Below are 23,527 nucleotides of genomic sequence, written 5' to 3'. Positions count from 1 at the left end.
GCCGTCACCACTGCCCGCGGATGCCGACCATGAACATGCGCTCGGAGAAATTCGAATGCGCAGGCTGGTCGGGCCACACGAGGTAGTATCGCTGGTACTCGTTGGTGAGGTTGGTGCCGTCCAGGAACACTTCCGCGTACTTGTTGAGCTTGTACGAGATCGATGCGTCGAGGTACTTCTGCGGCGCCTCGTACATCTCCATGCCGGTGATGCCGCCCACGCTGTCCATCACCGCGCGCCGCGAACGGTAGTTGTATGCGAGACGGGCCTGGAAGCGGTCGTCCTGGTACCACAGGATGAAGTTGCCGGACCGGGTCGAGTTGTCCTGGAACGGAATCTTGTTGCCGGCCAGATCCCTTTCGCCCGAGTTGCTGGGTGCGTAGGTGGCGTTCACCTCCATGCCTGTCCTGGACAGGATGCCCGGCAGGAAGGTGAAGCCCTGGCGGTAATCGAATTCCGCACCCTGGATACTGTTGCCGGTGCCCTGCACCGGTTCGGTGATCACGATGCAATGGTCGCGGACCACGCCGTCCTCGTCCGGCAGGGTGCAGTTGGTCTCGCTGCCGTTCTTGATGAAGCTCTGCATGTCGATGCGGAACAGCGCGAGGCTGAGCATGCTGGTGGGGTTGATGTAGTACTCGAGCGATGCACCGTAGTTGGTGGAGCGCCACGGGTTGAGGTTCGGGTTGCCCGTGGAGGTGCCATCCGCGACGCGGAAGATCGGCCCCTGCGGCGTCTCCGCCAGCGAATAGTTCAGTTGCAGGCCACCGCCCCAGGTGCTGAGGTCGAGCGGCATCATGTTCTTGGAATAGGCCAGTCGGAACTTCAGGTCGTCGGTCAGGTCCAGCGAGAAGTTGGCTGAAGGCAGGACATCCTGATAACTGCGCCTGGTGACGGCGATGCCCACGTCGGCAGGTTCGTCGCCGTACGATCCCGGGTCGCCGCTAAGCTGCTGGGTGACGTCCAGATTGGTATGGATCACGCGTACGCCGACGTTGCCGCTGTACGGCATGTCGCCCAGGCTGCCTTTGAAGTCCGCTTGCATATAGCCGGACAACTCCTTCAGTCCCACGTTCCAGGTGGTTCCCGGTTCGCCCACCTCGACAGTATCGGGGTAGAGCGACTTCCAGTACGCGATGGGATTTATCATCGCGGACGGATTGACCGCCCAGAAGTTGATGCCCGAGCCGAGCAGGTTGGTGTATTCCTTCCAGTTGCCCGACAACGGTGCCGCGGTATTCGGCATCGAAATCGCGGACAGCGGCCCCGCGCGGTAGTAGCCCTCTGCGTTGCCGGCAGTGCATGAGCCGCTGTCCATCACCACGTCGGCGCCGACGTAACGCACCAGGCATCCATTCGGGTCACTGGCGCCCATGCCTGCATAGACCGGTGTTTCCAGGGTCCAGCCGATATTGTCCGCGCTGCGGATGCTGTCGCGCACGCCGAATTCGAGCTGGATGCCGTCCTGGAAGTCGTACTTGCCATCGAAGCGCAGCGCGTTGAGATCCACCTGGCGGTCGTAGTCACCGGAAGATTCCAGCGTCTTCATCGTCCAGCCGTTGGGGTTGGCGAAGTCGGCGGCCAGCGAGGCGGGCATGCTGACCGTGAGGTAGCGACCGCCGAAGTTGGCGATGATCGGAATCGTGTTCTGGGGAACCCCGTTGGCGTTGAACACGCGGTCGCCGCCCAGTTGCGACGGATAGACCATGGTGCCGGCTGGCAGCGAGACACCGTCATTCAGCACGTTGGGCCACAGCGCGCCGTCGGAATCGGAAATGTTGAGGTCGGTTTCGACGTTCGACTGGAACGCCGTGTCGTGCACACCGCGCAGGCTGCCTGTGAACGGACCGCCGTTGTCGAAATCCAGCTGCAGGTTGAAGTTCTTCGCGTTGGAACTCTTCTGCGTAATCTGCGAGAACGACTCCACGTCGCCCGGCCATTTCTCGTACACCTGCGTGGTGTACATCTGCATGCCGCTCCAGTCCGGATCGGGTGTGCCATAGGCTCCGGCGATGGGACTGCCGGTATTGCGCGACTGCAGCGGCACGTAGGTCGCACCCTGCCAGTTGGTCGAGTTGAACTGGATGCCGACGTTGCGGTCGTACTCGCGCTGTTGCGAGTAGAAGTAGTCGCTGGTCAGGCTGAAGCCGTTGCCGAGGTCCATCTGGAACGAGGCATTGCCGGACTTGCGCTTGCGCTGGGTGGTGGTGTCGTAGATGCTGATGTCCTGGCTGCCCATGAAGACGCCGTTTGACTTGCCGTCGCCATTGACGTCCACGCTGCCGTCGGCGTTTTGGTGGATCTGTGACGGGATGGGCGCGCCGTTCCACGGGGTCAGGAAGCCGTTGTAGCCGCCCGCGCTGGCCGCGTTCTCGCCGTTCAGCACGACACCGTACTGGTCGAGGCCCTCGGTCGAGTTCATCCGCGTGGTGTTGGAGAAATCCGCCGATACCAGCAGGCCCCAGTGGCCATCGTCGTTGAACGAGACGAGGCCGTTGGCCTCGGGTCCCAGGTGGTTGGTGGTGGTGCCGCGCTCCCCATCGGCGGAATAGCTGTAGGTGAATCCGCTGGGCAGATCCCAGGGGCGATAGGTGTGCAGGTCGATCGCGCCGCTGATGCCGCCATCGGTCTCGTTGGCCGTGGAAGACTTGACCACGTCCACGCCGTGGAACAGCGTGGACGGCAACATGGTGAAGTCGGGCTGTTGCGAGTCGATCTGGTCCGCGGTGATGAACACTTCGCCGTTCAACATGGTGCCGACCTGCGGCAGTCCACGCACGTCCACCGAGGTGCCGACGCCGGCATCGCGGTTGATCTGCACGCCGGTGACGCGCTGCAGGGAATCGGTGATGGTCACGTCGGGCAGCGCGCCGATGTTTTCCGCGGTGATGCTGTCCTGGATGTTCGGCGCTTCGCGCTTCAGGTCGATCGCGCGCATCTGCGACGCACGCACGCCGGAGACGCTCACGGTCGACAGCGTGACCGCGTTCTTGTCCGCGGTGGTGCTCTTGTCCGTGGCATTGGTCTTCTTGGCGCCGGGCGTCGGTGCCGCTGGTGCCGGTGCAGTTTGCACCGTGGTGGCCTGCGTTGCCGGGCTGTCCGTCTGGGCGTCCGTGAATGGCGACGCCACGGCCGATGTCGACACGACGGCGAACAGCGACATGGTGATGGCAAATGACAAGGGATGCTTGCGATGTACGGTGGGCATGGGCGTTAACCTCGTTGTTGGTGCCTGTCGAACCTCAGGTGCTCCGCGGTGTTCCAAAATGCGTGTAGTTCAGCGGCGCCTATTGCTTTGCGCGCTGTCGTGATGCAATCCATCGATGTCCCATCCATGGCCTTCCGGGCCACGGCTGTTTCATTCGGTGCCACTGCACGGGGCGTGCCCCGCATGCCACTTATTTCGAAAACGTCATTCGTGCCAACGCCCACTGGCCATCGCGCGGATCGCCGGTAGCAAAGACACACAGGTCGCGAATGCCGGCCCCCACCGGTACCGCCACGTTTGCATCGAGACGGGTTTGCCCCTGCGCCTGCGCTGCAGGCGCCAAGGGCACGGTGGCAAGCAACGGCCCTTTGCAGGCATCGGCATGGATCTCGAACTCGCCGACCGGGCTGGCCTTGTGGCGAACAACGGCATCCGTGGCCTCGTCGCCGAAGCGCCACGTCACGCGCTCGACGGTCAACACGACATGCGTGATGCCCTGCAGCGATGCCTGCGGCCATAGCCAGCACGCGTTGCCGATATCCACCGAATAAACCGGCCTTGGCCCCTGTGCCGGTCGACGGCCATCCAAACGTGAGGCAGGTTGGCTGGAACACGTTGCAAGCGCGCTGCCGCCACGGCTCGACAGCGTTGTGCCATCCAGCACCTGCGTGCGTGGTGCGGCAAGCTCGAAGCCGTCCGCTGCGAATGTCGTGGCGCGCAACATCGTCTTGCCCGGAAGCGTGAGTGGCCCGATGTACTGCGCAGAGCGTGAGGTCGGAGCGGAGTCGTCCGTGGTGTAACGGATCGTTCCGAATCGCGCCTGGTTGGACAGCGTGACCAGGAACGCGCCGTTCGTTGTTGCAGTTACCTGGAAGGCGGGAGCAAACGCGCTGTCGGCATAGCCGATGCCGAGTGCGCGGTAGCGTGCCAGCTCGGCCGGCATGCGTTGCAGGAAGCCGTTCCAGTCGTGCGCGCTTGCAGGCGACCAGGCGAGTTCCGACAGCGCCGCGATGCGCGGAAACACCGCATGCTGGTCGTGCGCGAAGGTGAGCATCTGCTCGGTCCACAGGCCGGCCTGCACGCCGACGATGTGTCTGGCTTCGGTTGCGCTTGCACCGTTCGGAATGACAACCGTGTCATAGGCCTGCCGCAATGTTGCCATGGGCGACGGCCCGGCCCATTCGTCGAGCAGGTCGGACTGGTAGTGATCGAAGTACAGCGACTCCTGTGGCGTCATCACCACGTCGTGGCCCTGCCTGATCGCTTGCAGCGCCACGCGTTCGTCGTCGTTGCCGTGCCAGGACATCACCACTTGCGATGCCGGCAGCGTCGCGCCCGCGACCAGTTCATCGTCCCAGCCGACCGGCGTGCGTCCGTGCTTCACGAGATGATCGGCCAGCTGGCTGATGAACCAGCCCTGCAGCTGATCCATGTTCGCCAGACCCAGTTTGTGCATCTGCGCACGCACTTCGGGCGATGCGTTCCACTGCTGCTTGTCGGCCTCGTCGCCGCCGAGCGAGATGTACTTCGATGGGAACAGCCGCATCACTTCGTCGAGCACGTCATCGACGAACTTCAGAGTCCTTTCGTTTGGATTGAGCAGCCGCGGGCTGACCCCCCAATCGGTCCACACGGTTGGACGCCGGCCGGTGACACCGAGCCATGGGTACGCGGCGATGGCCGCCTGCGAATGGCCGGGAAGATCGATTTCCGGCACCACATCCACGTAGCGTTCGGTGGCATGACGCACGATGTCGCGTACTTCGGCTTCGGTGTAGTAGCCGCAGTAAGGCTTGTCGGCAGAACCGGTCAATTCGGCATCGAGGCCGACGGCCTTGCGGCATGCGCCGACTCTCGTAAGCTCGGGATACTTGGGAATCTCGAGTCGCCAGCCCTGGTCTTCGGTCACGTGCCAGAGCAGCACGTTGAGCTTGTTGAGCGACATCCAGTCGATCAGTTTCTTGATGTCGGCAACGCTCTGGTAGTGCCGCCCCGAGTCGAGCAGCAGTGCGCGCCAGGTGAAACGCGGATGATCGTCGATGACGCCATCAGCCACCTCGACCGGCGCACCGCGCGTCCAGTCAGGCGGTGTCAGCAACTGCCACAGGGTGACGCTGCCGTAGAACGCGCCGCGCGGCGTGCGGGCGACGACATGGATGCCCTGGTCACCCACCACGATGCGATAACCGGCGTCTCCGACGACATCGGCGTGCGGATCCAGCTCGAATGTGATGGCGGGATGTGCGGTAGCTGCATTCGCCACGTGCAGGTGCAATCCGCCGGTGTCGGCCAGCAACTGCGCGAAGCGCCCCGCGATGGATTGCATCTGCTGAAGATCGGCGCCACGTACCGCGACTTCGGCGTTATCCGCGATAGTGAGCGAACCCGACGCAGCGGGATGCATTTGGGCAGGTTGCGGCATCAGCGACCATGCGGGCAGCGCTGGCGTGGCGGGCGCGGCAACGGCCACGCCAGTTGCCGTCAACCACGCGCCGACTATGCCCCGTAAAAGCTTCGATGCCGTGCCGTTGCTCATTCCGTCACTCCGCTGGCCACGGCATGACGCGCCGTGGCCTCCTCACCAGGCATGCCGCGCCGGAGATACCACCGGGCTGCCCCCAGCACGCCATGACGACCGTGCTCCGTTACCCACACCGGAACCTGCGACAGCAGCACGCGCGCGCTGCGCCCGTGCAGGAATCGTTCTTCGAAAGCGCTGCGTTGGAGCAGTGCGAACATGGAGAACAGGAAGCCGCCGGCCAGGTACACGCCGCCGGTGGCCATGAAGGTCATCGCGAGGTTGCCGGCAAGGCTGCCCAGCGACGCACAGAAAACATCCACGGCCTCCACGGCGTGCACGTCGCTGCACGCGGCTGCCGCTGTGGTCACGGCTTCCGGTGTTGCAAGCTTCGGTGTTTCTCCATGCAGTGCACACAGGGTTGCGTACACGGTCATCAGGCCGGGGCCCGACACGATGCGTTCGAACTCCACATAACCGCCATGTGGTGCCATGTGCGCGAGGATTTCGCGCTCGCGAATCGAGTTCGGTGCGAAATCCATCTGGCCGGCTTCCGTCGTCAGCACGAAACCGCCTGCGGGACCGGGCACATGCACCGCCGCGCCAAGACCGGTGCCCGGGCCGATCACCAGGGTTGGGCCTTCGGCATGGGTAACGGGTCCGCACAGATGGCGACTGCCATGGGCGAGGGGGCCATCGAGCGCGTAGCCCAGCGCTTCGAAGTCGTTGAGTACGGCAATGTCGTCCAGGCTGAGTGCCTGACGCAGTTGCGCAAGATGGATCGGCCAGGCGAGGTTGTCGTTCACGACCTCGTCGGCCATGAGCTGCCCCGCGCAGGCGAGCACGCAGTGCCGTACCGGTGTCCGCGCGTCGGCATCGACAAACGCCTGCAGCAGCTCCGCCAGCCCCGGGAAGTCGGCGCACACGAACTTGCGATAGGCGAGCACTTCGACTTCGCCTCCCGCATCCCGCGAGGCCCGCAGCATCGCGACACGCGCGTGCGTTCCGCCGACATCCGCCGCAAGAAACGGCGACGCCGGAGCTCCTTCCGATTGATCCAGATGGCCGATTGCCACGTCCATCGCGCTCCCCCGCAATAGAACTGTCATCCAGCTTGGGTACTATTGACACCGGTGTCAAGCGGTGACGCACCATGCACGGAAACGGCATGGGAACGGGGGTGTCTACAGACTTGGATGACCCCGGTGGCGATCTTCAGGCATGAAAAAGCCCGCTGTGATGCGGGCTTGGGGTATTCCACGGGTCTCGCTGGTATCGCCTGAAACCCTCACTTGGTACCGGTGATAGGACTCGAACCTACACGACATCGCTGCCAGCGGATTTTGAGTCCGCCGCGTCTACCATTCCGCCACACCGGCATGTGAGCGCGACATTATGCCGGGTTCAGTGGACGCGGTCGAGCCCCAGCTGGCGTACGTCGCGGCCATACCAGCGGTCTTCCGGCAGCGGCTGGAACACGGCGCAGCGGGTCATCGGGCCGGAGTAGATGTGCAGGCTGACAGTGACACTGCTGTCGCTGGGATTGCGGATGCTGTGGTATTCGTGTGGCGGGATCAGGCTGCCGGCGGAGCCGGCGCCGGCCTGGATCGAGCCGACTGGCTGGAAGCAGTAGCGTTTTGCATCGTGCTCGACCAGCTCGTACTGCACGATCTCCAGCGCACCGTTCCACACGCCCTCGACGCACCACATGCCGTCGTGATCGTGGATCGGCGTGCCTTGGCCGGGCCCCCAGGTCATCGCCACCACGCAGTACCCGTGCTCGTCGCTGCGGTAAAGCTCGCGGCGGGCGTAGTGCTCCGGATTGGCTTCGAACACGCAGTCGGGCAACTTCACTTCGTTGTCGCGGATCAGCTTGCACAGGCTGTTGCGCAGGCTGTCGGTGAGCTCGTGGGTGGTCGGCTTGGCCACGGCGGTGTCGATCGCGTCGATCAGGGTACGGCTGCCGGGGAAATCCAGGGTGAGCATGATGGTCTCGGGTGGTGCGCGATGCTGGCTATCTTAGCAGCGGCGCGGTTAAGCGGCCGGCAGTCGGTTCAGGAAACCACCGATGGCGCGGCTGTAGTTCTCGATATCGACCAGGAACGCGTCGTGGCCCTGCGGCGAATCCAGCGCCACGAATTCCACCTCTGCGCTGGCGGCCTGCAGGCCTTCGGCGATCTGTTCCTGTTGCTGCAGCGGAAACAGGATGTCGGTGCTAACGCCGATCACCATCGCCTGCTCGATGTGGATGCGCTTGAGTCCCTCCAGCACGCTGCCGTGGCCGTATTCGGCGATGTCGAACCAGTCGCTGGCGCGCGAGAGGTACAGATAACTGTTGGGATCGAAGTTGCGCACGAAACGCTGCGCATGGCCTTCGAGATACGACTCGACCTGGAACTCGCGGCCGAACGGCTCGTCCTCACGCTGCTCCGGGTCGAGCCGGATGCGCGCGAAGCGGCCGTTCCATTCCATCGCCGAGCGATAGGTGATCACGCCGAGCTTGCGTGCGATGCTCATGCCCATGTCGGGGTAGGCTCCGCCGTGTTCGGCATGGATGTCGTAACGACCTTCGTTCCACTGCGGGTCGAGCCGGATCGCCTCGCGCTGCAGCGAGCGGATCGCAATCGCGAACGGTTGTGCCTGAGGTGCGGTATCCACGCTGATATGCGCACGCACGCTGCCAGGATGCAGCAGCATGTAGGCCAGCGCGCTCATGCCGCCCATCGAGCAGCCGATCAGGCAGGCCAGTTGGGTGATGCCGAGGCTGCTGACGGCGGCGTGCGCGGCGTTGGCGACGTCTTCCAGCGCCAGCTCGGGAAAGGTCAGCCGATAGGCTTCGCCGGTCGCCGGGTCGATCGAGGCAGGGCAGGTCGAGCCCTTGTCGCTGCCCAGCGAGTTCACGCAGATCACGAACCAGCGCGTGGTGTCGATCGCCTTGCCCGGACCGGCCATGTCCTCCCACCAGCCGGGCGTGGGATCGGCGGCACAGGAGGTCATGTGCGCGCTGGGCGACAGGCCGGTCAGCACCAGCACGGCATTGTCGCGTGCGGCGTTCAACGCGCCCCAGGTTTCATAGGCGACATGCGCGCCGTGCAATTCACCGCCGCGTTTCATCGCGAACGGCGAGGGCAGGCTGAAATAACGGCGCGCGTCCTGGCTCATCAATGCACCTTGTCGATACTGATCGTGATCGGCGTCTTGCTGTCCACCGGCACGATGCCGGCATCGCCTTCGAGATCGCCAGGCTGGGCGATCGGCTGGCCGCTGTGGCTGATCCGCGCGCCGACGAAGACACGCGCCACGGACGACAGTTTCAGCGCCGGCGTCATTGCCATCGCATCGGTAAGGGTAACGCTGGTCGGCAATTGGCTGGCGTCGAGTTTGGCCACGGCCAGGGGCATGGGGGGGCCGTTCTCGGCACGAGCGTAGACGAACAGCGTGTCGCCCGCAGCGACCTTGCCCTTGAACGCTGCTGCCAGCGAGACCTGTACCCGCAAGGCTGCACCTTGCGGCGCGGCGACCGGTGCTGCGGTCGACGCATTGGCTGGTGCGCCGCCGGCGCGTGTATCGGCCACGGCGATCTGCTGGGCTACCGCCTGGGCGACCTTCGAGCCTGGTTCCAGCTGCGGCTGCAGCACGCGCCAGGTGGCAGCGGCTTCCCGATACTGACCATGCTGGAAATCGCTGATGCCGAGCAGCCACAGGCCGCGCTGGCTGTCCGGCTGCAATTGCACGGCACGCTTGAGCAGTTCCAGCGCACGACCCTCGATCATGTGGTCATCGCGCGTCATCGAATCGGTTTCGGCCCAGCCCACCATCGCCTCGGCGTTGTTGGGGGCGAGCTTCAGCACGTGGTCGTAGGCGTCGCGCGCCGTGGCTGGATCGCGCTGCATGGTGCTGGTCTGGGCCAGCAGCATCCAGCCCTGCACATCGTCGGGCTGCTGGGCCAGATGGGCGTGCAGCTCATCGATCGCCTGCGACAGGGTGAGCGGCCGTTCGGCCTCGGCGGAGACGCCATTCAGCGCAGCCGGCGTACCCACCAGCAGGTACAACGCGCCCGCGCTCAGCGGCAGCACGAAGGCGATCGCGAGCGTCAGCGCGAACACGCCGCGCGAGCGTCCCGACTTGCGGCCTTGGCGTACCAGCGGCAGCAGCAAGGCGGCCAGCGCCACAGCGATCATCACTGCAGCGGCGATGAAAAACGCGATCTTCACCAGTCGTCCCCGTTGTCGGCCGGTTCGTTGTCGAGCGGCATGCGGTCAGATGTTGTGTCGGTGGCGCTGCCGTCACGGCCGCGCTTGCGGATCGCGACCAGCACCACGCCGGTGCCGGCACACAGGATCAGCAGCGGACCGAACCACAGCAGCCACGTGCCGGGTTTCAGTGGCGGGTCGTACAGTACGTAATCGGAATAGCGGGCGACCAGGTACTGCTTGATCTCGTCGTCGCTCTTGCCTTGCTGCATCAACTGGAAGATCTGGTTGCGCAGGTCGCGTGCGATCGATGCGTTGGAATCGGCCAGCGTCTCGTTCTGGCACATCGGGCAGCGCAGCTGCTGGGTCAGGTGCTGGAAGCGCAGTTCCTGCGCGTGGTCGGCGAACGGCATCGGCTCGATCGCCTGCGCGTGGGTCGCGCCGGCAAATGCCAGCAAGGCCACGAACAACACCGGTAGGAGCGCACCCTGTGCGCGAAAGATTTTCGCGGTGATCAAGAGCCATCGCGCACAGGGTGCGCTCCTACGACCGCAGGGAGTCCCTGTGGAACGGAATAGCCGAATCATGGCGTCTCCTCCTTCTGCAACGCCGCGATCGCCGGCTTCAGTTCGCCGGCGACCACATCGGGCGTCAGCGGACCGATGTGCTTGTAGCGGATCACGCCATGCGCATCGATCAGGAAACTTTCCGGTGCGCCGTACACGCCGAAGTCGATCGCGGTGTTGCCCGGTTCATCGGCAATCAACACGTTGTAGGGGTTGCCGTGTTCAGCCAGCCAGCGCTTGGCATCGGCCGGCGCGTCCTTGTAGTTGTAGCCAACCAGCTGTACACCCAGCGTCGGGCCCTCGGCTTCCAGTACCGGATGCTCCGCGCCGCATTCCACGCACCAGCTGGCGAACACGTTGAGCAGGTAGGGTTTGCCAAGCAAGTCCGCCTTGCTCACCGTCTGCGTGGGTTCGTACAGCTTGGGCAGCACGAACGCGGGTGCCGGCTTGTTCAACAGTGGTGTCGGAATCGCATTCGGATCGTGCCGCGAGTTCCACCAGATACCGAAACCGAACAGAGCCACCAGCAACATGAAGCCGATGAACGGCAGCAACCGGTTCATGCATGCGTCTCCTGCACCTGCAGACTTTCGGCGGCTACGGCATCGGCGGCTGCACGCTTGAGGCGGAAGCGCTTGTCGGCAGCACAGACAAAACCGCCCAGCATCATCAACAGGCCGCCACCCCAGATCCAGCGGATGAACGGCTTGTAGTACAGCCGCAGCGACCACGCGTCCTCGACCTTGTTCGCATCCATCGGCTCGCCCAGCGCCACATACAGGTCGCGGAAGATGCCGGCGTCCACCGCCGATTCGGTCTGCACCTGGCCGCGCAGGTAGGTGCGCTTCTGCGGATGCATCACGGTGAGCTGGCGACCATCGCGGGTCACCGTGATCACGCCCTGATCGGCACGCCAGTTCGGTCCGCTGGCGCGATGCACGCCGTCGAAGCGGAAGTCGTAGCCGCCGATGTGTTCGGTCTGTCCCGGCGCCATCCGCACGTCGCTGGTCACGCTGAGCGACTCGGACAGCAGCACGCCGGCCATGAACACGCCCACGCCCAGATGCGCGAGCAGCATGCCGGCCATCTCGGCCGGATAACGCCGGCCGCGCGGCATCTCGCGCCAGCGTTTGTACGCATACAGCAGCACGCCGGCGACAATCCATACCGCGGCGGCCACGCCGGCGATCGCCTTGAGCTGACCGTCGACGAAGAACGCCGCCACGATAGCGCACGCCGCGGCGGCGATGCCGGCACGCAGCAAGATCTGTTTCAGCATGAGCGCTTCGCCCTTGCCCCAGCGCAGGAACGGCCCGAACGGCAGCAGCAACACCACCGGCAGCATCAGCAACGGAAACAGGAAGCCGAAGTAGGGCGGCCCGACCGAGATCCGGCCCAGGTTCAGCGCATCCCCGATCAGCGGGAACAGCGTACCCAGCAGCACCATCGCCGCGGCCACCGCGAACATCAGGTTGCCGATCAGCAGGGCGCTTTCGCGCGAGACCGGCTTGAACGGTTTGCCGCTGGCTACCTTTGGCGCACGCAGTGCGTAAAGCAGCAGCGAGCCGCCGACCACGAGGGTCAGGAAAATCAGGATGAAGATGCCGCGGCGTGGATCGGAGGCGAATGCATGCACCGAGGTGAGCACGCCCGAGCGCACCAGGAAGGTGCCGAGCAGGGAGAGCGAGAACGCGAAGATCGACAGCAGGATCGTCCAGGCGCGCAGGCCGCCACGCTTCTCGGTGATCGCCTGCGCGTGGATCAGCGCGGCACCGACCAGCCAGGGCATGAAGCTGGCGTTTTCCACCGGATCCCAGAACCACCAGCCGCCCCAGCCCAGTTCCGCATACGCCCACCAGCTGCCGGCGACGATGCCGAGGGTGAGGAAGGCCCAGGCGATATTCGTCCACGGCCGCGCCCAGCGCACCCAGGCCTGCTCCAGCCCACCACCGAGCAGGGCGGCGATCGAGAACGCGAACGCCACCGAGAAGCCGACGTAGCCGGTGTACAGCACCGGCGGGTGGAACGTCATGCCCGGATCCTGCAGCACCGGGTTCAGGTCGGCGCCGTCGCCCGGCATCGGCAGCAGCCGTCCGAACGGATTCGAGGTGAAGATGATGAAGGCGAGGAAACCCACCGCGATCAGTCCCATCACCGCCAGCACGCGCGCGGCGAACACTTCCGGCAGCTTCTGGCTGAACGCGGCCAGTGCCACCGTCCACACGTTGAGAATGAAGATCCACAGCAGCAGCGAACCCTCATGTGCGCCCCACACCGCGGCGATGCGGTAGTACCACGGCAGCGCCAGGTTCGAATTGTCGGCCACGTACTGCACCGAGAAATCGAAATGCACGAACGCCCACACCAGGATGCCGAACGCGAGCGCCACGAACACGGCCTGCCCAGCCGCAGCAGGACGCGCCACCGCCATCAATGCGCGGTTGCCGTGCCACGCGCCGAGCATCGGCAGGATGCCCTGTGCCAGCGCCAGCAGCAGGGCGAGGATCAGCGCGAGCTGGCCGAGTTCCGGGGTCATGGCATGTCGCCCTGCGCGGATTCTTCGCTGACTTTCTTGTCCGCGTGCGCCTTGGCCATCGCGTCTTTCAGCTCTTTCGGCATGTAGGTCTCGTCATGCTTGGCCAGCACTTCGGTGGCGACGAAGCGCGCGCCGTCCATGTGGCCGGTGGCGATCACCGACTGGTTGTCGCGGAACAGGTCGGGCAGGATGCCGGTGTATTCCACCGGCATCGCGCCGCCGGCATCGACCACGGTGAAGGTGACCTTGAGCGAGTCACTGCTGCGCTGGATCGAGCCGGCCTTGACCATGCCGCCGAGGCGGAACGTCTTGTAATCGTTGGCTTGCCCCGATTGCACCTGGCTCGGCGTGAGCAGGTAGTTCATGTTGTTCTGCAGCGCATATACGCCCAGGCCAACCGCCAGCGCAGCGGCCGCGACAATCAGGACGACGATGGTAAGCCGGCGTTTACGGGTGGGGTTCATGGGCATGCTCGTGGATCGTTCCGGTCAGGGCGACGGCGGGGCAGGAGAGTTGCGATTCTGACGCACGCTTTGACGCGCCAGCCTGGCGCGAAGTTCGCGCAGTACGCGGCGGCGGCGCACGCCAGGTGCGATGGTGTCGGCGATCAGCACGATGAAGAACAGTGCGTAGGCTGGCCACACGTAGATCGCATAACCACCCATCGCAAAGAAGGCTTGCAAGGCACTCATGACTTTGCCTCGTCTTCGGCGATCTTGCGCACCCAGTCCTTGCCGCCTTCCAGCGCCAGCAGGTCGGTGCGCACGCGGTTGAACAGGCTGGCGACGTAATAGAACTTGGTCGCCAGCATCATCGTCAGCAGCGGCCACAGCATGTCCCAGGACATCTTCGACTTGCCGAAAATGTTGACCGTGCTGCCCTGGTGCAAGGTGTTCCACCAGTTCACCGAGAAATGCACGATCGGCACGTTGATGATGCCGATGATCGCCAGGAAAGCGGCGGCGCGCGCGCCCTGCCGACGATCCTCGAACGCGTGGTACAGCCCGATCACGCCCAGATAGAGGAACAGCAGCACCAGCTCGGACGTGAGCCGCGCATCCCACGTCCACCAGGTGCCCCACATCGGCTTGCCCCACAGGGAGCCGGTGACAAGGGTGATGAAGGTGAACGCCGCACCGATCGGCGCCGATTCCATCGCCACCACCTCGGCCAGCTTGATCCGCCATACCAGCGCGATGAACGAGGCCACGCCCATCACCGCATAGATGAACATGCTCATCCACGCGCTGGGCACGTGGATGAAGATGATCCGGTAGGCATCGCCCTGCTGGTAGTCGGCTGGCGCCAGCACGAGGCCGCCGTACAGCGCGATGGCGCCGAGCAGCAGCGCCAGCCCCATTGCCCACGGCCGCAGCGTGCCGGCAAAGCGGTAGAACGTCGGCGGTGAGCCGAGTTTGTGCAACCAGAGGGGGATCCAGCTAGACATAAACAGTCAGGCATCCAGGGCAATACGAAGGGCCGCCGCGCAGGCCAGCGGCGCCAGCACCACAGCCAGCACCAAGGCGGCCGCGAGCCAGGCGATCGGCGCGAGCCACGGCAGTCCCTGTTGGGCGGCTGCCACGGCGCCGGCGGCAAAGATCACGGCCGGCATGCACAAAGGCAGCAACATCAAGGCGAGAAGCATACCAGAGCGCCGTGTGCCGGCCGTTAGCGCGACCAGTACGGCACCAAGAAGACTGAGCAGCGGCGTGGCCAGCAACAGGGCCAGCAGCAGCACCGGAATCACCGCGCCGGGCAGGTGCAGCATCGCGGCCAGGAGCGGCGCGATCACGATCAGCGGCAGCGCGGTGGTGAGCCAGTGGGCGAGGATCTTCATGCCCAGCATCAGCGCCAGCGGTTGTGGTGCCAGCACCAGTTGCTCCAGCGAGCCGTCCTCGATATCGCTGGAGAACATCGCATCCAGCGCCAGCAGCATCGCCAGCAGCACGGTGACCAGCACCACGCCGCCGGCGATCCGCTGCAGCAGGGTGTCCTCCGGCCCCAGTGCAAACGGGAACAGCATCGTCACGATCAGCGCGTACAGCACCGGCATGGCGATATCGCCGCGCCGGCGCCAGGCCAGGGTGAGGTCGCGCCGCAGCATCGCGGCGCAGGCGGTGGCAACGCCTGGACGGTTCATGCGTGCATCCGGATATGCCGCGGTTCGCCGCCATGGAAACTCACCGCGCCGTGGCTGGTGACCAGCGCGGCACCGCCGGCGGCGGTGTGCGTTTCCAGCAGCTGATTGACCAGGGCGATGCCGATGCGATCGAGATTGGCGTAGGGCTCGTCAAGCAACCACAGCGTGGCCGGCAGCAACAGCAGCCGCGCCAGTGCGGCGCGTTTCTTCTGGCCGGCGGACAGCCGACGCACCGGTTCGTCCTCGTAGCCGCGCAGGCCGATCCGATCCAGCACCATCGCCACGCCGATACCGTCGCGGCAACCGAACAGGCCGGCGGCGATCCGCAGGTTCTCGCGTGGACTGAGGTCGGCCTTGAGGCCGAGCTGATGGCCGAGGAACAGGATTTCGCCAGTGCAGGTATCGCGTTGCATCGGTTCGCCGCGCCAGTGCAACTCACCCTCGCCGACATGCAGCAGCCCGGCGAGGATGCGCAGCAAGGTGGTCTTGCCGCTGCCGTTGTCGCCTTCGACCAGTGCCAGTTCGCCCGCATGCAGCTGGAAATCCAGCGGCGCGAACACCGGTTCGTCCTGGCGAAGAAAGCTCAAGGCCCGTGCTTCGAGCAGGGGCACGGCGGTGTTTGCGGCGGTCATTGCCTTGATTGTCCGCAATGCCGTGGGTGCTTGTCCATGCGGCGCACTGCCGCTGAAGACTCAGTCCAGCATGCGCAAAAGAGCGGCGCTGGCAGCCTCGCCGTGCACGTAAGCCAGTTGTCTGTGTGCCTTGGCCAGCCTGTCGAACGTGGCGACGTCGGGACCGATGGCGAACAGGCTGGGCTCGCTCCAGCCACTGCTGCCCACGCCGATGGCGGGCAGCACGACGGCGGCAGGCTGCGCCTGCAGAGCCGCCAGCAGCTCGCGCTGGGCGGCCAGGTTCTCTGCCGGCGGGCGTCGTCGCGCCTGTGGATTCCAGGCGGTGATGAAAGCCCACGAGCGCATGCCGACCACGCCGGCAAGCGCGACTGGCAACGGCAGGTCGATCCGCAGGGTTGCCCAGTTCACCGTGTCGATGCAGACGTGGTAGGTCGTGGAGCGGAACGCTTCCAGCAGGGCCTCATCCATGGCGCAGCGCCGGTAGCGGGGCCAGCGTGGTCTGGAACAGCTGGGCAGCGGCGTCGATGTCGATGGTCGCCACGTTCGGGTTTTCGCGCAGCAGCTGCTCCAGCAACTGATCCTGTGCACGACCACGTTCCAGCGCATACGCATAGGGAAGATGGGTGAAGGTCACCATGCGGTAGCGTGCCATGTAGTGGGCGGGAATGCGGGTGGCCAGCAGCGCGCCGAGTTCGCGCTTGGCCAGGTAGTGGGGATCGGCCACCGAGTCGCGCATCTCGATGTAGTTTTCCAGAGCCATCGCGGCGATGGCGTTCGCGTTCGGCTGGCGCACGCGCTGGAATTCGGCGAAGACCTCGGCGCCGTCGTCCGGTGCGGCAGCCAGCAGGTTCGCCAGCACCACGGTGTCCTCGAATCCGCAGTTCATGCCCTGGCCGTGGAACGGCACGATCGCGTGGGCGGCATCGCCGATCAGCAGGGCACGACCGTCCAGATGCCAGCGATCCAGATACAGCGTGGACAGGGTGCCGACCGGATGGCTGTCGTAGTCCTCATGGAAGTTCGGGATCAGCGGCAGCAGGTCCGGAAACTGTTCGCTGAAAAAGGCGGCGCCGGCGGCTGCATCGGGCAGGGTGGCGAAACTCGGTGCCGCCCCTTGCGCCGGCAGGAACAAGGTGACGGTGAAACTGCCCTCGGTATTCGGCAGCGCGATGCACATGTAGCCGCCGCGCGGCCAGATGTGCAGCGCGTGCGGTTCCAGCGCGAACTGGGCGTGGCCGCCGCTGAGCTGCAGCACGGCGGCAGGCAGCTCGCCCGCAGGTGGGATTTCCAGTTCCTTGTAGCCGTGGCCGAGCGACTCGATGCGCTCGGCCAATGGGCTGCATGCGTTCATTGCGGCACGCACCGCCGAGCCGGCGCCGTCGGCACCGATCAGCATGCTGATCGAAAGGTCTCGTTCCACGCCTGATGCATCGGCCAGCCGGATGCGTTGCTGGTCGAAGTCGGCATGTACCAGCGACTGTCCGAAATGAAACCGCACGCCGGCTGCCTCGGCGGCATCCAGCAAGAGCATGTTGAGCGCCCCGCGCGAGACCGACCAGATCACTTCGCTGTCGTCGACGCCATAGCGTTGCAGACCGCTGTCGCCATCGCGGGTATGCACCATGCGACCGCGCATCATCACTGCCCGCTGCAATACGTCGTCGGCCAGCCCTGCCGTGCGCAGGGCCTGCAGGCCGCGTTCGGCCAATGCTAGGTTGATCGAACGACCGCCTAGAAAGCCAGCCAGCCGCGGGTCGGCACGCTTTTCATAAACTTCGACAGCAAAACCGCGCTGCGCCAACTGCTGCGCCAGCAAGGCGCCAACCAGACCGCCGCCGATAAGGGTGATGGGTTGCTGCGCCATGTTGCGATCCGTGAAGAGTGTCCGCCCACTGTTCCGCAAGCGGCGCGTGACTGCAATCCCGGCAGTGCCGGGATCTGTGGGGGCCCGCTCAGAAGCTCATGAAGTAGCCGCCGTTGACCGGCAGGTTGATGCCGGTGATGTAGCCGGCGTCGTCGGCGGCGAGGAAGTTCACCGCGCGGGCGATGTCGGCCGGAGCGCCGAGGCGGCCTACCGGGATGTCGGCGATGATCTGTGCGCGAATGTCGTCGGCGACTGCGGCGACCATCGGCGTGTCGCAGTAACCCGGCGATACCGTATTTACAGTGACGCCCTTGCGTGCGGTTTCGCGCGCCAGCGCCATGCTGAAGCCGTGCACGCCGGCCTTGGCGGCGGAGTAGTTGGTCTGGCCGAACTGGCCGGTCTGGCCGTTCACCGAGCTGATGTTGACGATGCGGCCGAAGCCGCGCGTAGTCATGCCGTCGACCACGTTGCGGCACATGTTGAATACGCCGTCGAGATTCACCCGCATCAGCTCGTGCCACTGTTGCGGCGACATCTTGCGCAGGCTGGCGTCGCGGGTGATGCCGGCGGCGTTGACCAGCACGTCGATGCTGCCATGCTCCTGCTCGATGCGCGCGGTCAACTGCAGGCAGTCGTCGAAGTTGCTGACGTCAGCGGCCTCGAAGGTGATCGCACCGTTGAAAGCGGCCAGTTCCTGGTGAAATGCCACGACGCGCTCATCGCGTGCGGCCAGATCCACTGCGATGACCTTGCAGCCGGCCTGGGCCAGCTGGCGGCAGATCGCCGTGCCGAGTCCGCCGATGCCGCCGGTAACCACCGCCACCCGCTTTGGGAGAGCCGTTTCGCTCATGGGTTTTCGTCCCCTTGGTTTCAGTCATGCGGCAAGGCAGCACATGCTGTGCTGCAGCGCTCGACCCGGAATAACAAGCAAACGGCGCGTCAGACGCGCCGTCGTAGGGCTGGAATCAGCCGGACTTCTTGCTGCCGCTGCGGCTGCTGGCAGCCGGCGTGGGCATGACCTTGGCAGCAGTATCGATCAGTCCGCGCTGCATGGCCTGGAAGGCCGCCATGTTGCGCTCGGTCATCTCATTGAGCGTGTTCCACGGGGTCTGCCCCATCAGGCTGTTGAGCTGGCTGCGGAACTGGGTCTGCTGATCCAGGAACACCTGCAGGCTGCGCTCCAGATAGGGTCCCATGAAGCCCTGCAGCGAATCGCCATAGAAGCGGATGATCTGGCTGAGCAGCTGCGGCGACAGCATCGGCTGCCCCTTGTCCTCGTGCTCGGAGATGATCTGCAGCAGGACCGAGCGGGTCAGATCCTCGCCGGTCTTGGCATCGCGGACCTCGAAATCCTCGTTGTCCAGCACCAGCTGGCGGACTTCCTCCAGCGTGATATAGCTGGAGATTTCCGTGTCGTAAAGACGCCGGTTCGGATACTTCTTGATGGTGCGTTTAGTTTGTGCCATGCGGCGAACGCTAGCAGAAGATATTGCGCCGCACCAGCCGTGGGCCGGTATTCATGCTGCAGCCTATGGCTGCAGCAATCTGCAGCATTTGGTCAATGGCCTCCGGGGCTACCGGCACTGCCGAACGGCGGTTTGGCCAGCCATAGCAACGGAATCATGAAGATGAAGATGACCGAACACAGCCAGAACACGTCGTTGACCGCCAGCGTGGCCGCTTCCCGGCTGATCAGTTGATCGACCACGGCCAGTCCGCGCTGGCCGACCAGTCCGGCACCTTTCAATTGCTGCAGGAATCCGGTGGCCGCGGGCGCGGCTGCGGTGATGTTTTCGGTCAGCGAAGCATGGTGGAACTCGGTACGGTGCTGCCATAGCGTCACGGTCAGGGCCGTGGAGACGCTGGAGCCAAGCGTGCGGAAGAAATTGGCCAGGCCCGAGGCACTGGCGATCTGATCAGCTGGCAGGCCCGAAAGATAGATCTGGTTCAGCGGAATGAAGAAGAGTGGAATGCCCAGACCCATCACCAGTCGCGGCCAGACCATGCTGATGTAGGAAGCGCTGCTGTCGTAGGTGGACAACCAGAACGAGGTGCCGGCAAGTATCACGAAAGCCGTTGTGATCATCGCGCGCAGGTCGAATTTGCCCAGCATGCTGCCGACCACGGGTGACAGCAGGAAGGCGAGCACGCCGACCCAGGCACTGGTCATGCCGGACCAGCTGGCGGTGAAACCCAGTGTCGTCTGCAGCCACAGCGGCGACACCACGTTGATCGCGAAGAATGCCAGCATGCCGAATGACATGGCACTGACGCCGATGGTGAAGTTGCGTTGCTTGAACAGCGAGAGGTCGATCACCGGATGCTTTGCGTTGAGCTCCCAGGCGATCAGGAAACTCAGGCTTACCAGGGCGATCAGCCCCAGCGTGAGGATCAGCGGCGAGGCGAACCAGTCGTGGTCGTTGCCGTTGTCCAGCATGAACTGCATGCAGCCGATGCCTGCCACCAGCAGCACCAGGCCGATCACGTCGATCGGAGCCTTCACCGTCTTCGATTCACGCTTGTGCAGCAGGAACCAGGTAACTACGGCGGCGCCGATGCCAACCGGCAGGTTGATGTAGAAAATCCACGGCCAGGTGAAATTGTCGGTGATCCAGCCGCCAAGGATCGGGCCCAGCACGGGCGCGATCACCACGGTCATCGCCCACAGCGCCAGTGCGATGCCTTGCTTGCTCTTGGGATAGTTTGCCAGCAGCAGCGCCAATGCCAGCGACACCATCGGGCCGGAACCGGCGCCCTGCAGCAAGCGGCCCACCACCAGCATCGGCATGCTGGTGGCCAGGCCGCACAGCATCGAAAACACCACGAACAGCGCGACCGAGACCACGAAGGTGCGCACCTCGCCGAAGCGCCTGGCGATCCAGCCGGTCAACGGCTGCATGATCGCGCTGGCCATCGAGTACGAACTGATCGCCCAGGTGCCTTCGCTCGGGCTCACCGCCAGGCTGCCGGCGATATGCGGCACGGCCACGTTGACGATGGTCATGTCCAGCACTTCCATGAAGGTACTGAACGCGACGGCGATCGTCATCAGGGCCAGCATGCCGCCTTGCAACGGCTTCAGGGGAGCGGCGTCGGAGGGAGCGGCGTCGGAGGAGATGGCAGCCATGGATTGGACTCAGCCTCAGTTCGAGTGGTTGCCACCGGTGTTGCCGGAGGCTCCCAGGTTGGCGCGAATCACCTGATCGGCTTCGGCGTCAGCCTGGCTGGCCATCTGCTCGTACACCGTGGTTTCGGCCACCACGGCCGGATGCTCGGCCTGCGGTGCCAGCACGGCGCCGCGGTCGTCGGTGATGTCGACGGTGACATCGCTGGACAGACCAATGCGCAGCGGATGCTTGTCCAGTTCCTGGTTGTCCAGCGCAATGCGCACGGGGACGCGCTGCACCACCTTGATCCAGTTGCCGGTGGCGTTCTGCGCAGGCAGCAGCGAGAACACGCTGCCGGTGCCGGCACCCAGGCCGATTACCTTGCCGTGGTATTCGACGTTGCCACCATAGAGGTCGGTCTCGATCTTGGCCGGCTGGCCGATGCGGACGTGGCGTAGCTGGTTTTCCTTGAAGTTGGCGTCGATCCACAGGTCGTGCAACGGCAGCACGGTCATCAACTGCTGACCGGGCTGCACGCTGTTGCCCAGCTGCACACTGCGCTGTGCCACGTAACCGGACACCGGCGCGTAGATCGTGTTGCGCTGCGCCGCCACCCAGGCCGCACGGAAATTCGCGCGCGCCTGCAGCACGGCCGGGTTGTTGGCGATGTCGGTGCCTTCGATCGAGGCGTGCTCGGCCGATGCCTGCGCCTGGGCGGAGGTCAACGCGGCACGCGCCTGATCGACGGCATCGCGCAGGTGCTGGATGGTTTCCGGCGCCTCGGCCTGCTGGGCGATCAGTGGCAGGCGTCGCTTGAGATCGGCTTCAGCCTTTTTCAGGTCGACCTGTCGGGCGGCGACTGCGGCATCGCTACCGCTGGCGGAGTCGGTCTGTTGGCGCACCTGTCGTACCGCCTGCGCCAGCGCACTGCGTGCCTGACTCAGGCGCACGCTGGCATCGGTGTTGTCCAGCTTGACCAGGATCTGGCCAGCGTCGACGTGCTGGGTATCATCGGCAAGAATCGCCACTACGGTACCGGGCACCTGGGCCGAGATCGCCACCTGGTTGCCATTCACATAGGCGTTGTCAGTGGTCTCGCGCCGGGAAAACACCAGCGTCCACAGCAGGAACCAGATCACGCCGATCAGCACGAACACGAGCAGCATGATCAACAGCGTCTTGCGGCGCTTGGCCGGGTTCTTCGCCGTCAGCCCGCTGTCGTTGTCGTCAGCGGTCTTGTTGGCGGTCTTGTCGGACTCAGTGGCGCTCATCGGCGTCGTCTCCGGACGGATTTGAAAGTGAAGGGGAGGTCGGACTGGCGTTGCTGATCTCGCCGGTGGTCTGGTAGCCGCCGCCGAGTGCCTTGATCAGGGCCAGGTCAGTGGAAACGGCCTGGGCCTGCAGGCTGGCGGCATCGTCTTGCTGCTGCAGCAGCTGCGCTGCCGCAGCAAGGCCTTCGCGTGCGTCACGCACACCTTGATGGGCGCGCGCCTGTGCGGTGGCGAGCAGGCGTTCGTTGGCGGTGATCTGCGCGGACTGTTCCTTGCGCCGTGCAGCGATCTGCTGGGCGGTGAGCGCCTGGGTGGCCACGTCGCGTGCGGCACTCACCACGGTGCTGTCGTATTCCGCCACCGCAGCCGCCAGCTGGGCCTTGCTGACGCCGTAATTGGCCTTCAGCTGACCGCCTTCGAAGATCGGCAGATGCAGCGCGGGGGTCAATGCAAAGGTGCGGCTGCCGGCTTCGAGCAGCTTGCCCATGTCGAGGCTGGACAGACCGGCCATGGCACTGATGCCGATGTCCGGGAAGAACTGCGCACGTGCAACGTCGGTCTGCTTGAGCGCCGCTTCGACCTGCCAGCGGCTCGCCGCGATATCGGGGCGGCGCGCAATCAGGTCGAGCCGCGCGTTGGCGGGAATGCGGCTGTCCACTTCGGGCAACGGTCGGGGCTGCAAAGCAGGCAGGTCGGCTGGCGCAATGCCGAGCAGGGAAGCCAGTGCCACCTTGCGGATGGCGGCCGAGCCTTGCAGGGCGACATGCATCTCACGCGCTGCCGCGAGTTGTGCCCTGGCCTGCTGCGCGGTATCGGTGAGGTCCACGCCCTGTGCCACACGCAGCTCGGCGATGCGCACCAACTTTTCCTGCGCAGTGACCAACTGTGAGGAGAGTGCGAGGCGTGCCTGATCGCCCTGCCAGCCGAAGTAGGTGTCGGCCACGGTGTTCTGGATCGTCAGTGCGGCAGCACTGCGCTGCGCCTCGGCGGCATGCGCCTGATCGAGTGCGGCCTCGATGCTCGAACGCTTCTTGCCCCACCAGTCGAAGGTGTATTTCGCCTGCAGGCCCAGGTCGGTCTGGTTGTACCAGGGATCGATCGGGATGTTCGAGGGCAGCAGGCTGAGGATGCCGTTTTCGCTCATGCGCTGACGCTCGAACTGCGCGTTGCCATTGACGTTGAGGCCAGCCTGGGCAGCGGCGAGCCGTACCGATTGCTCGGCATTGACCACGCGGCTGTGCGCCTGCTCCAGGTCCGGCGACTGCTTCATCGCGATCGCGATCAGTTGATCAAGTTGTGGATCGCCATAGGCGCGCCACCAGTCGGTATCTGGCCAGCCGGCGCGGGCAGGTGCCTGCAGACCCGCGAGCGGCACGTCGTCACGCAGGTTTGGGTGATTCAGCTTTGCCGGTATTGCACATGCGGCCAGCAAAAGAGCCAATGCCGTCGCGATGGCAGTGCGATGAAATGGCAAATGTTTCATCAGGATCTT

Annotated in this window: 21 protein-coding genes and 1 tRNA gene; all 22 read right to left on the bottom strand. The window is 64.9% G+C overall.

Annotated elements, in window-relative coordinates:
- Positions 1–4 precede the first annotated feature (4 nt).
- Positions 5–3,208: a TonB-dependent receptor gene (locus tag B0E50_RS07395; RefSeq protein ID WP_077440536.1), complete on the bottom strand. Its 3,204-nt coding sequence runs from the start codon at positions 3,206–3,208 to the stop codon at positions 5–7.
- Positions 3,209–3,398: 190 nt separating this feature from the next.
- Entirely contained in the window at positions 3,399–5,744 is a 2,346-nt protein-coding gene (locus B0E50_RS07390; RefSeq protein WP_077440535.1) for a family 20 glycosylhydrolase, read from the bottom strand.
- The gene (locus B0E50_RS07385) at positions 5,741–6,808 is read right to left on the bottom strand and encodes a glucokinase (protein WP_077440534.1); all 1,068 of its coding nucleotides are present in this window, start codon (positions 6,806–6,808) and stop codon (positions 5,741–5,743) included. Before B0E50_RS07385 ends, B0E50_RS07390 begins: the two co-directional genes overlap by 4 nt.
- 211 nt (positions 6,809–7,019) lie before the next feature.
- Positions 7,020–7,105 (bottom strand) — tRNA-Leu (locus tag B0E50_RS07380).
- A gap of 25 nt (positions 7,106–7,130) precedes the next feature.
- Positions 7,131–7,712, bottom strand: coding sequence for a cysteine dioxygenase family protein (locus tag B0E50_RS07375; protein WP_077440533.1), 582 nt, complete (start codon positions 7,710–7,712; stop codon positions 7,131–7,133).
- Positions 7,713–7,760: 48 nt separating this feature from the next.
- Positions 7,761–8,888: a homoserine O-acetyltransferase gene (locus tag B0E50_RS07370; protein ID WP_077440532.1), complete on the bottom strand. Its 1,128-nt coding sequence runs from the start codon at positions 8,886–8,888 to the stop codon at positions 7,761–7,763.
- Positions 8,888–9,940: a tetratricopeptide repeat protein gene (locus B0E50_RS07365; RefSeq protein WP_077440531.1), complete on the bottom strand. Its 1,053-nt coding sequence runs from the start codon at positions 9,938–9,940 to the stop codon at positions 8,888–8,890. The genes B0E50_RS07370 and B0E50_RS07365 overlap by 1 nt, the downstream gene beginning before the upstream one ends.
- Positions 9,937–10,332, bottom strand: a complete 396-nt coding sequence (locus B0E50_RS07360; protein WP_254427207.1) for a cytochrome c-type biogenesis protein — start codon at positions 10,330–10,332, stop codon at positions 9,937–9,939. The genes B0E50_RS07365 and B0E50_RS07360 overlap by 4 nt, the downstream gene beginning before the upstream one ends.
- Before the next feature lie 170 nt (positions 10,333–10,502).
- A complete protein-coding gene (locus tag B0E50_RS07355; protein ID WP_077440530.1) occupies positions 10,503–11,048 on the bottom strand; it encodes a DsbE family thiol:disulfide interchange protein in 546 nt (181 codons plus the stop codon).
- Positions 11,045–13,021 (bottom strand): heme lyase CcmF/NrfE family subunit, encoded by a 1,977-nt coding sequence (locus B0E50_RS07350; protein ID WP_077440529.1) that lies wholly within the window; start codon positions 13,019–13,021, stop codon positions 11,045–11,047. Before B0E50_RS07350 ends, B0E50_RS07355 begins: the two co-directional genes overlap by 4 nt.
- On the bottom strand, positions 13,018–13,485 hold the full coding sequence (ccmE, locus tag B0E50_RS07345; RefSeq protein ID WP_174575029.1) for a cytochrome c maturation protein CcmE: 468 nt from the start codon (positions 13,483–13,485) through the stop codon (positions 13,018–13,020). Before ccmE ends, B0E50_RS07350 begins: the two co-directional genes overlap by 4 nt.
- Before the next feature lie 24 nt (positions 13,486–13,509).
- Positions 13,510–13,713 carry a heme exporter protein CcmD gene (gene ccmD, locus B0E50_RS07340; protein ID WP_077440527.1) on the bottom strand — a complete coding sequence of 68 codons (204 nt, stop codon included), beginning with the start codon at positions 13,711–13,713 and terminating at the stop codon, positions 13,510–13,512.
- Positions 13,710–14,468, bottom strand: a complete 759-nt coding sequence (locus B0E50_RS07335) for a heme ABC transporter permease (RefSeq protein ID WP_077440526.1) — start codon at positions 14,466–14,468, stop codon at positions 13,710–13,712. Before B0E50_RS07335 ends, ccmD begins: the two co-directional genes overlap by 4 nt.
- 6 nt (positions 14,469–14,474) lie before the next feature.
- Complete coding sequence (gene ccmB / locus B0E50_RS07330; protein WP_077440525.1) at positions 14,475–15,161, bottom strand: heme exporter protein CcmB; 687 nt, start codon at positions 15,159–15,161, stop codon at positions 14,475–14,477.
- Positions 15,158–15,793 carry a cytochrome c biogenesis heme-transporting ATPase CcmA gene (gene ccmA / locus B0E50_RS07325; protein WP_077440524.1) on the bottom strand — a complete coding sequence of 212 codons (636 nt, stop codon included), beginning with the start codon at positions 15,791–15,793 and terminating at the stop codon, positions 15,158–15,160. The genes ccmB and ccmA overlap by 4 nt, the downstream gene beginning before the upstream one ends.
- A 60-nt stretch (positions 15,794–15,853) precedes the next feature.
- Complete coding sequence (locus B0E50_RS07320) at positions 15,854–16,261, bottom strand: DUF3293 domain-containing protein (RefSeq protein ID WP_077440523.1); 408 nt, start codon at positions 16,259–16,261, stop codon at positions 15,854–15,856.
- A complete protein-coding gene (locus B0E50_RS07315) occupies positions 16,254–17,657 on the bottom strand; it encodes an NAD(P)/FAD-dependent oxidoreductase (protein WP_077440522.1) in 1,404 nt (467 codons plus the stop codon). Before B0E50_RS07315 ends, B0E50_RS07320 begins: the two co-directional genes overlap by 8 nt.
- 88 nt (positions 17,658–17,745) lie before the next feature.
- Positions 17,746–18,507: an acetoacetyl-CoA reductase gene (gene phbB / locus B0E50_RS07310; RefSeq protein ID WP_077440521.1), complete on the bottom strand. Its 762-nt coding sequence runs from the start codon at positions 18,505–18,507 to the stop codon at positions 17,746–17,748.
- A gap of 115 nt (positions 18,508–18,622) precedes the next feature.
- Positions 18,623–19,123 (bottom strand): polyhydroxyalkanoate synthesis repressor PhaR, encoded by a 501-nt coding sequence (gene phaR, locus B0E50_RS07305; protein ID WP_077440520.1) that lies wholly within the window; start codon positions 19,121–19,123, stop codon positions 18,623–18,625.
- A gap of 92 nt (positions 19,124–19,215) precedes the next feature.
- A complete protein-coding gene (locus B0E50_RS07300) occupies positions 19,216–20,784 on the bottom strand; it encodes a DHA2 family efflux MFS transporter permease subunit (protein ID WP_077440519.1) in 1,569 nt (522 codons plus the stop codon).
- Positions 20,785–20,799: 15 nt separating this feature from the next.
- A complete protein-coding gene (locus tag B0E50_RS07295) occupies positions 20,800–22,035 on the bottom strand; it encodes an efflux RND transporter periplasmic adaptor subunit (protein ID WP_077440518.1) in 1,236 nt (411 codons plus the stop codon).
- Positions 22,022–23,518: an efflux transporter outer membrane subunit gene (locus B0E50_RS07290; RefSeq protein ID WP_077440589.1), complete on the bottom strand. Its 1,497-nt coding sequence runs from the start codon at positions 23,516–23,518 to the stop codon at positions 22,022–22,024. Before B0E50_RS07290 ends, B0E50_RS07295 begins: the two co-directional genes overlap by 14 nt.
- Between the last annotated feature and the right edge of the window lie 9 nt (positions 23,519–23,527).

The organism is Rhodanobacter sp. C01 (assembly GCF_002001045.1).
Classification (GTDB): domain Bacteria; phylum Pseudomonadota; class Gammaproteobacteria; order Xanthomonadales; family Rhodanobacteraceae; genus Rhodanobacter.
This window is presented reverse-complemented; position numbering and strand designations above follow the sequence as displayed.

Coding starts and splice junctions, on each gene's coding strand:
- B0E50_RS07395 (WP_077440536.1), bottom strand. CDS start 3,208: ATGCCCACCGTACATCGCAAGCATCCCTTGTCATTTGCCATCACCATG.
- B0E50_RS07390 (WP_077440535.1), bottom strand. CDS start 5,744: ATGAGCAACGGCACGGCATCGAAGCTTTTACGGGGCATAGTCGGCGCG.
- B0E50_RS07385 (WP_077440534.1), bottom strand. CDS start 6,808: ATGGACGTGGCAATCGGCCATCTGGATCAATCGGAAGGAGCTCCGGCG.
- B0E50_RS07375 (WP_077440533.1), bottom strand. CDS start 7,712: ATGCTCACCCTGGATTTCCCCGGCAGCCGTACCCTGATCGACGCGATC.
- B0E50_RS07370 (WP_077440532.1), bottom strand. CDS start 8,888: ATGAGCCAGGACGCGCGCCGTTATTTCAGCCTGCCCTCGCCGTTCGCG.
- B0E50_RS07360 (WP_254427207.1), bottom strand. CDS start 10,332: ATGCCGTTCGCCGACCACGCGCAGGAACTGCGCTTCCAGCACCTGACC.
- B0E50_RS07355 (WP_077440530.1), bottom strand. CDS start 11,048: ATGAACCGGTTGCTGCCGTTCATCGGCTTCATGTTGCTGGTGGCTCTG.
- B0E50_RS07350 (WP_077440529.1), bottom strand. CDS start 13,021: ATGACCCCGGAACTCGGCCAGCTCGCGCTGATCCTCGCCCTGCTGCTG.
- ccmE (WP_174575029.1), bottom strand. CDS start 13,485: ATGAACCCCACCCGTAAACGCCGGCTTACCATCGTCGTCCTGATTGTC.
- ccmD (WP_077440527.1), bottom strand. CDS start 13,713: ATGAGTGCCTTGCAAGCCTTCTTTGCGATGGGTGGTTATGCGATCTAC.
- B0E50_RS07335 (WP_077440526.1), bottom strand. CDS start 14,468: ATGTCTAGCTGGATCCCCCTCTGGTTGCACAAACTCGGCTCACCGCCG.
- ccmB (WP_077440525.1), bottom strand. CDS start 15,161: ATGAACCGTCCAGGCGTTGCCACCGCCTGCGCCGCGATGCTGCGGCGC.
- ccmA (WP_077440524.1), bottom strand. CDS start 15,793: ATGACCGCCGCAAACACCGCCGTGCCCCTGCTCGAAGCACGGGCCTTG.
- B0E50_RS07320 (WP_077440523.1), bottom strand. CDS start 16,261: ATGGATGAGGCCCTGCTGGAAGCGTTCCGCTCCACGACCTACCACGTC.
- B0E50_RS07315 (WP_077440522.1), bottom strand. CDS start 17,657: ATGGCGCAGCAACCCATCACCCTTATCGGCGGCGGTCTGGTTGGCGCC.
- phbB (WP_077440521.1), bottom strand. CDS start 18,507: ATGAGCGAAACGGCTCTCCCAAAGCGGGTGGCGGTGGTTACCGGCGGC.
- phaR (WP_077440520.1), bottom strand. CDS start 19,123: ATGGCACAAACTAAACGCACCATCAAGAAGTATCCGAACCGGCGTCTT.
- B0E50_RS07300 (WP_077440519.1), bottom strand. CDS start 20,784: ATGGCTGCCATCTCCTCCGACGCCGCTCCCTCCGACGCCGCTCCCCTG.
- B0E50_RS07295 (WP_077440518.1), bottom strand. CDS start 22,035: ATGAGCGCCACTGAGTCCGACAAGACCGCCAACAAGACCGCTGACGAC.
- B0E50_RS07290 (WP_077440589.1), bottom strand. CDS start 23,518: ATGAAACATTTGCCATTTCATCGCACTGCCATCGCGACGGCATTGGCT.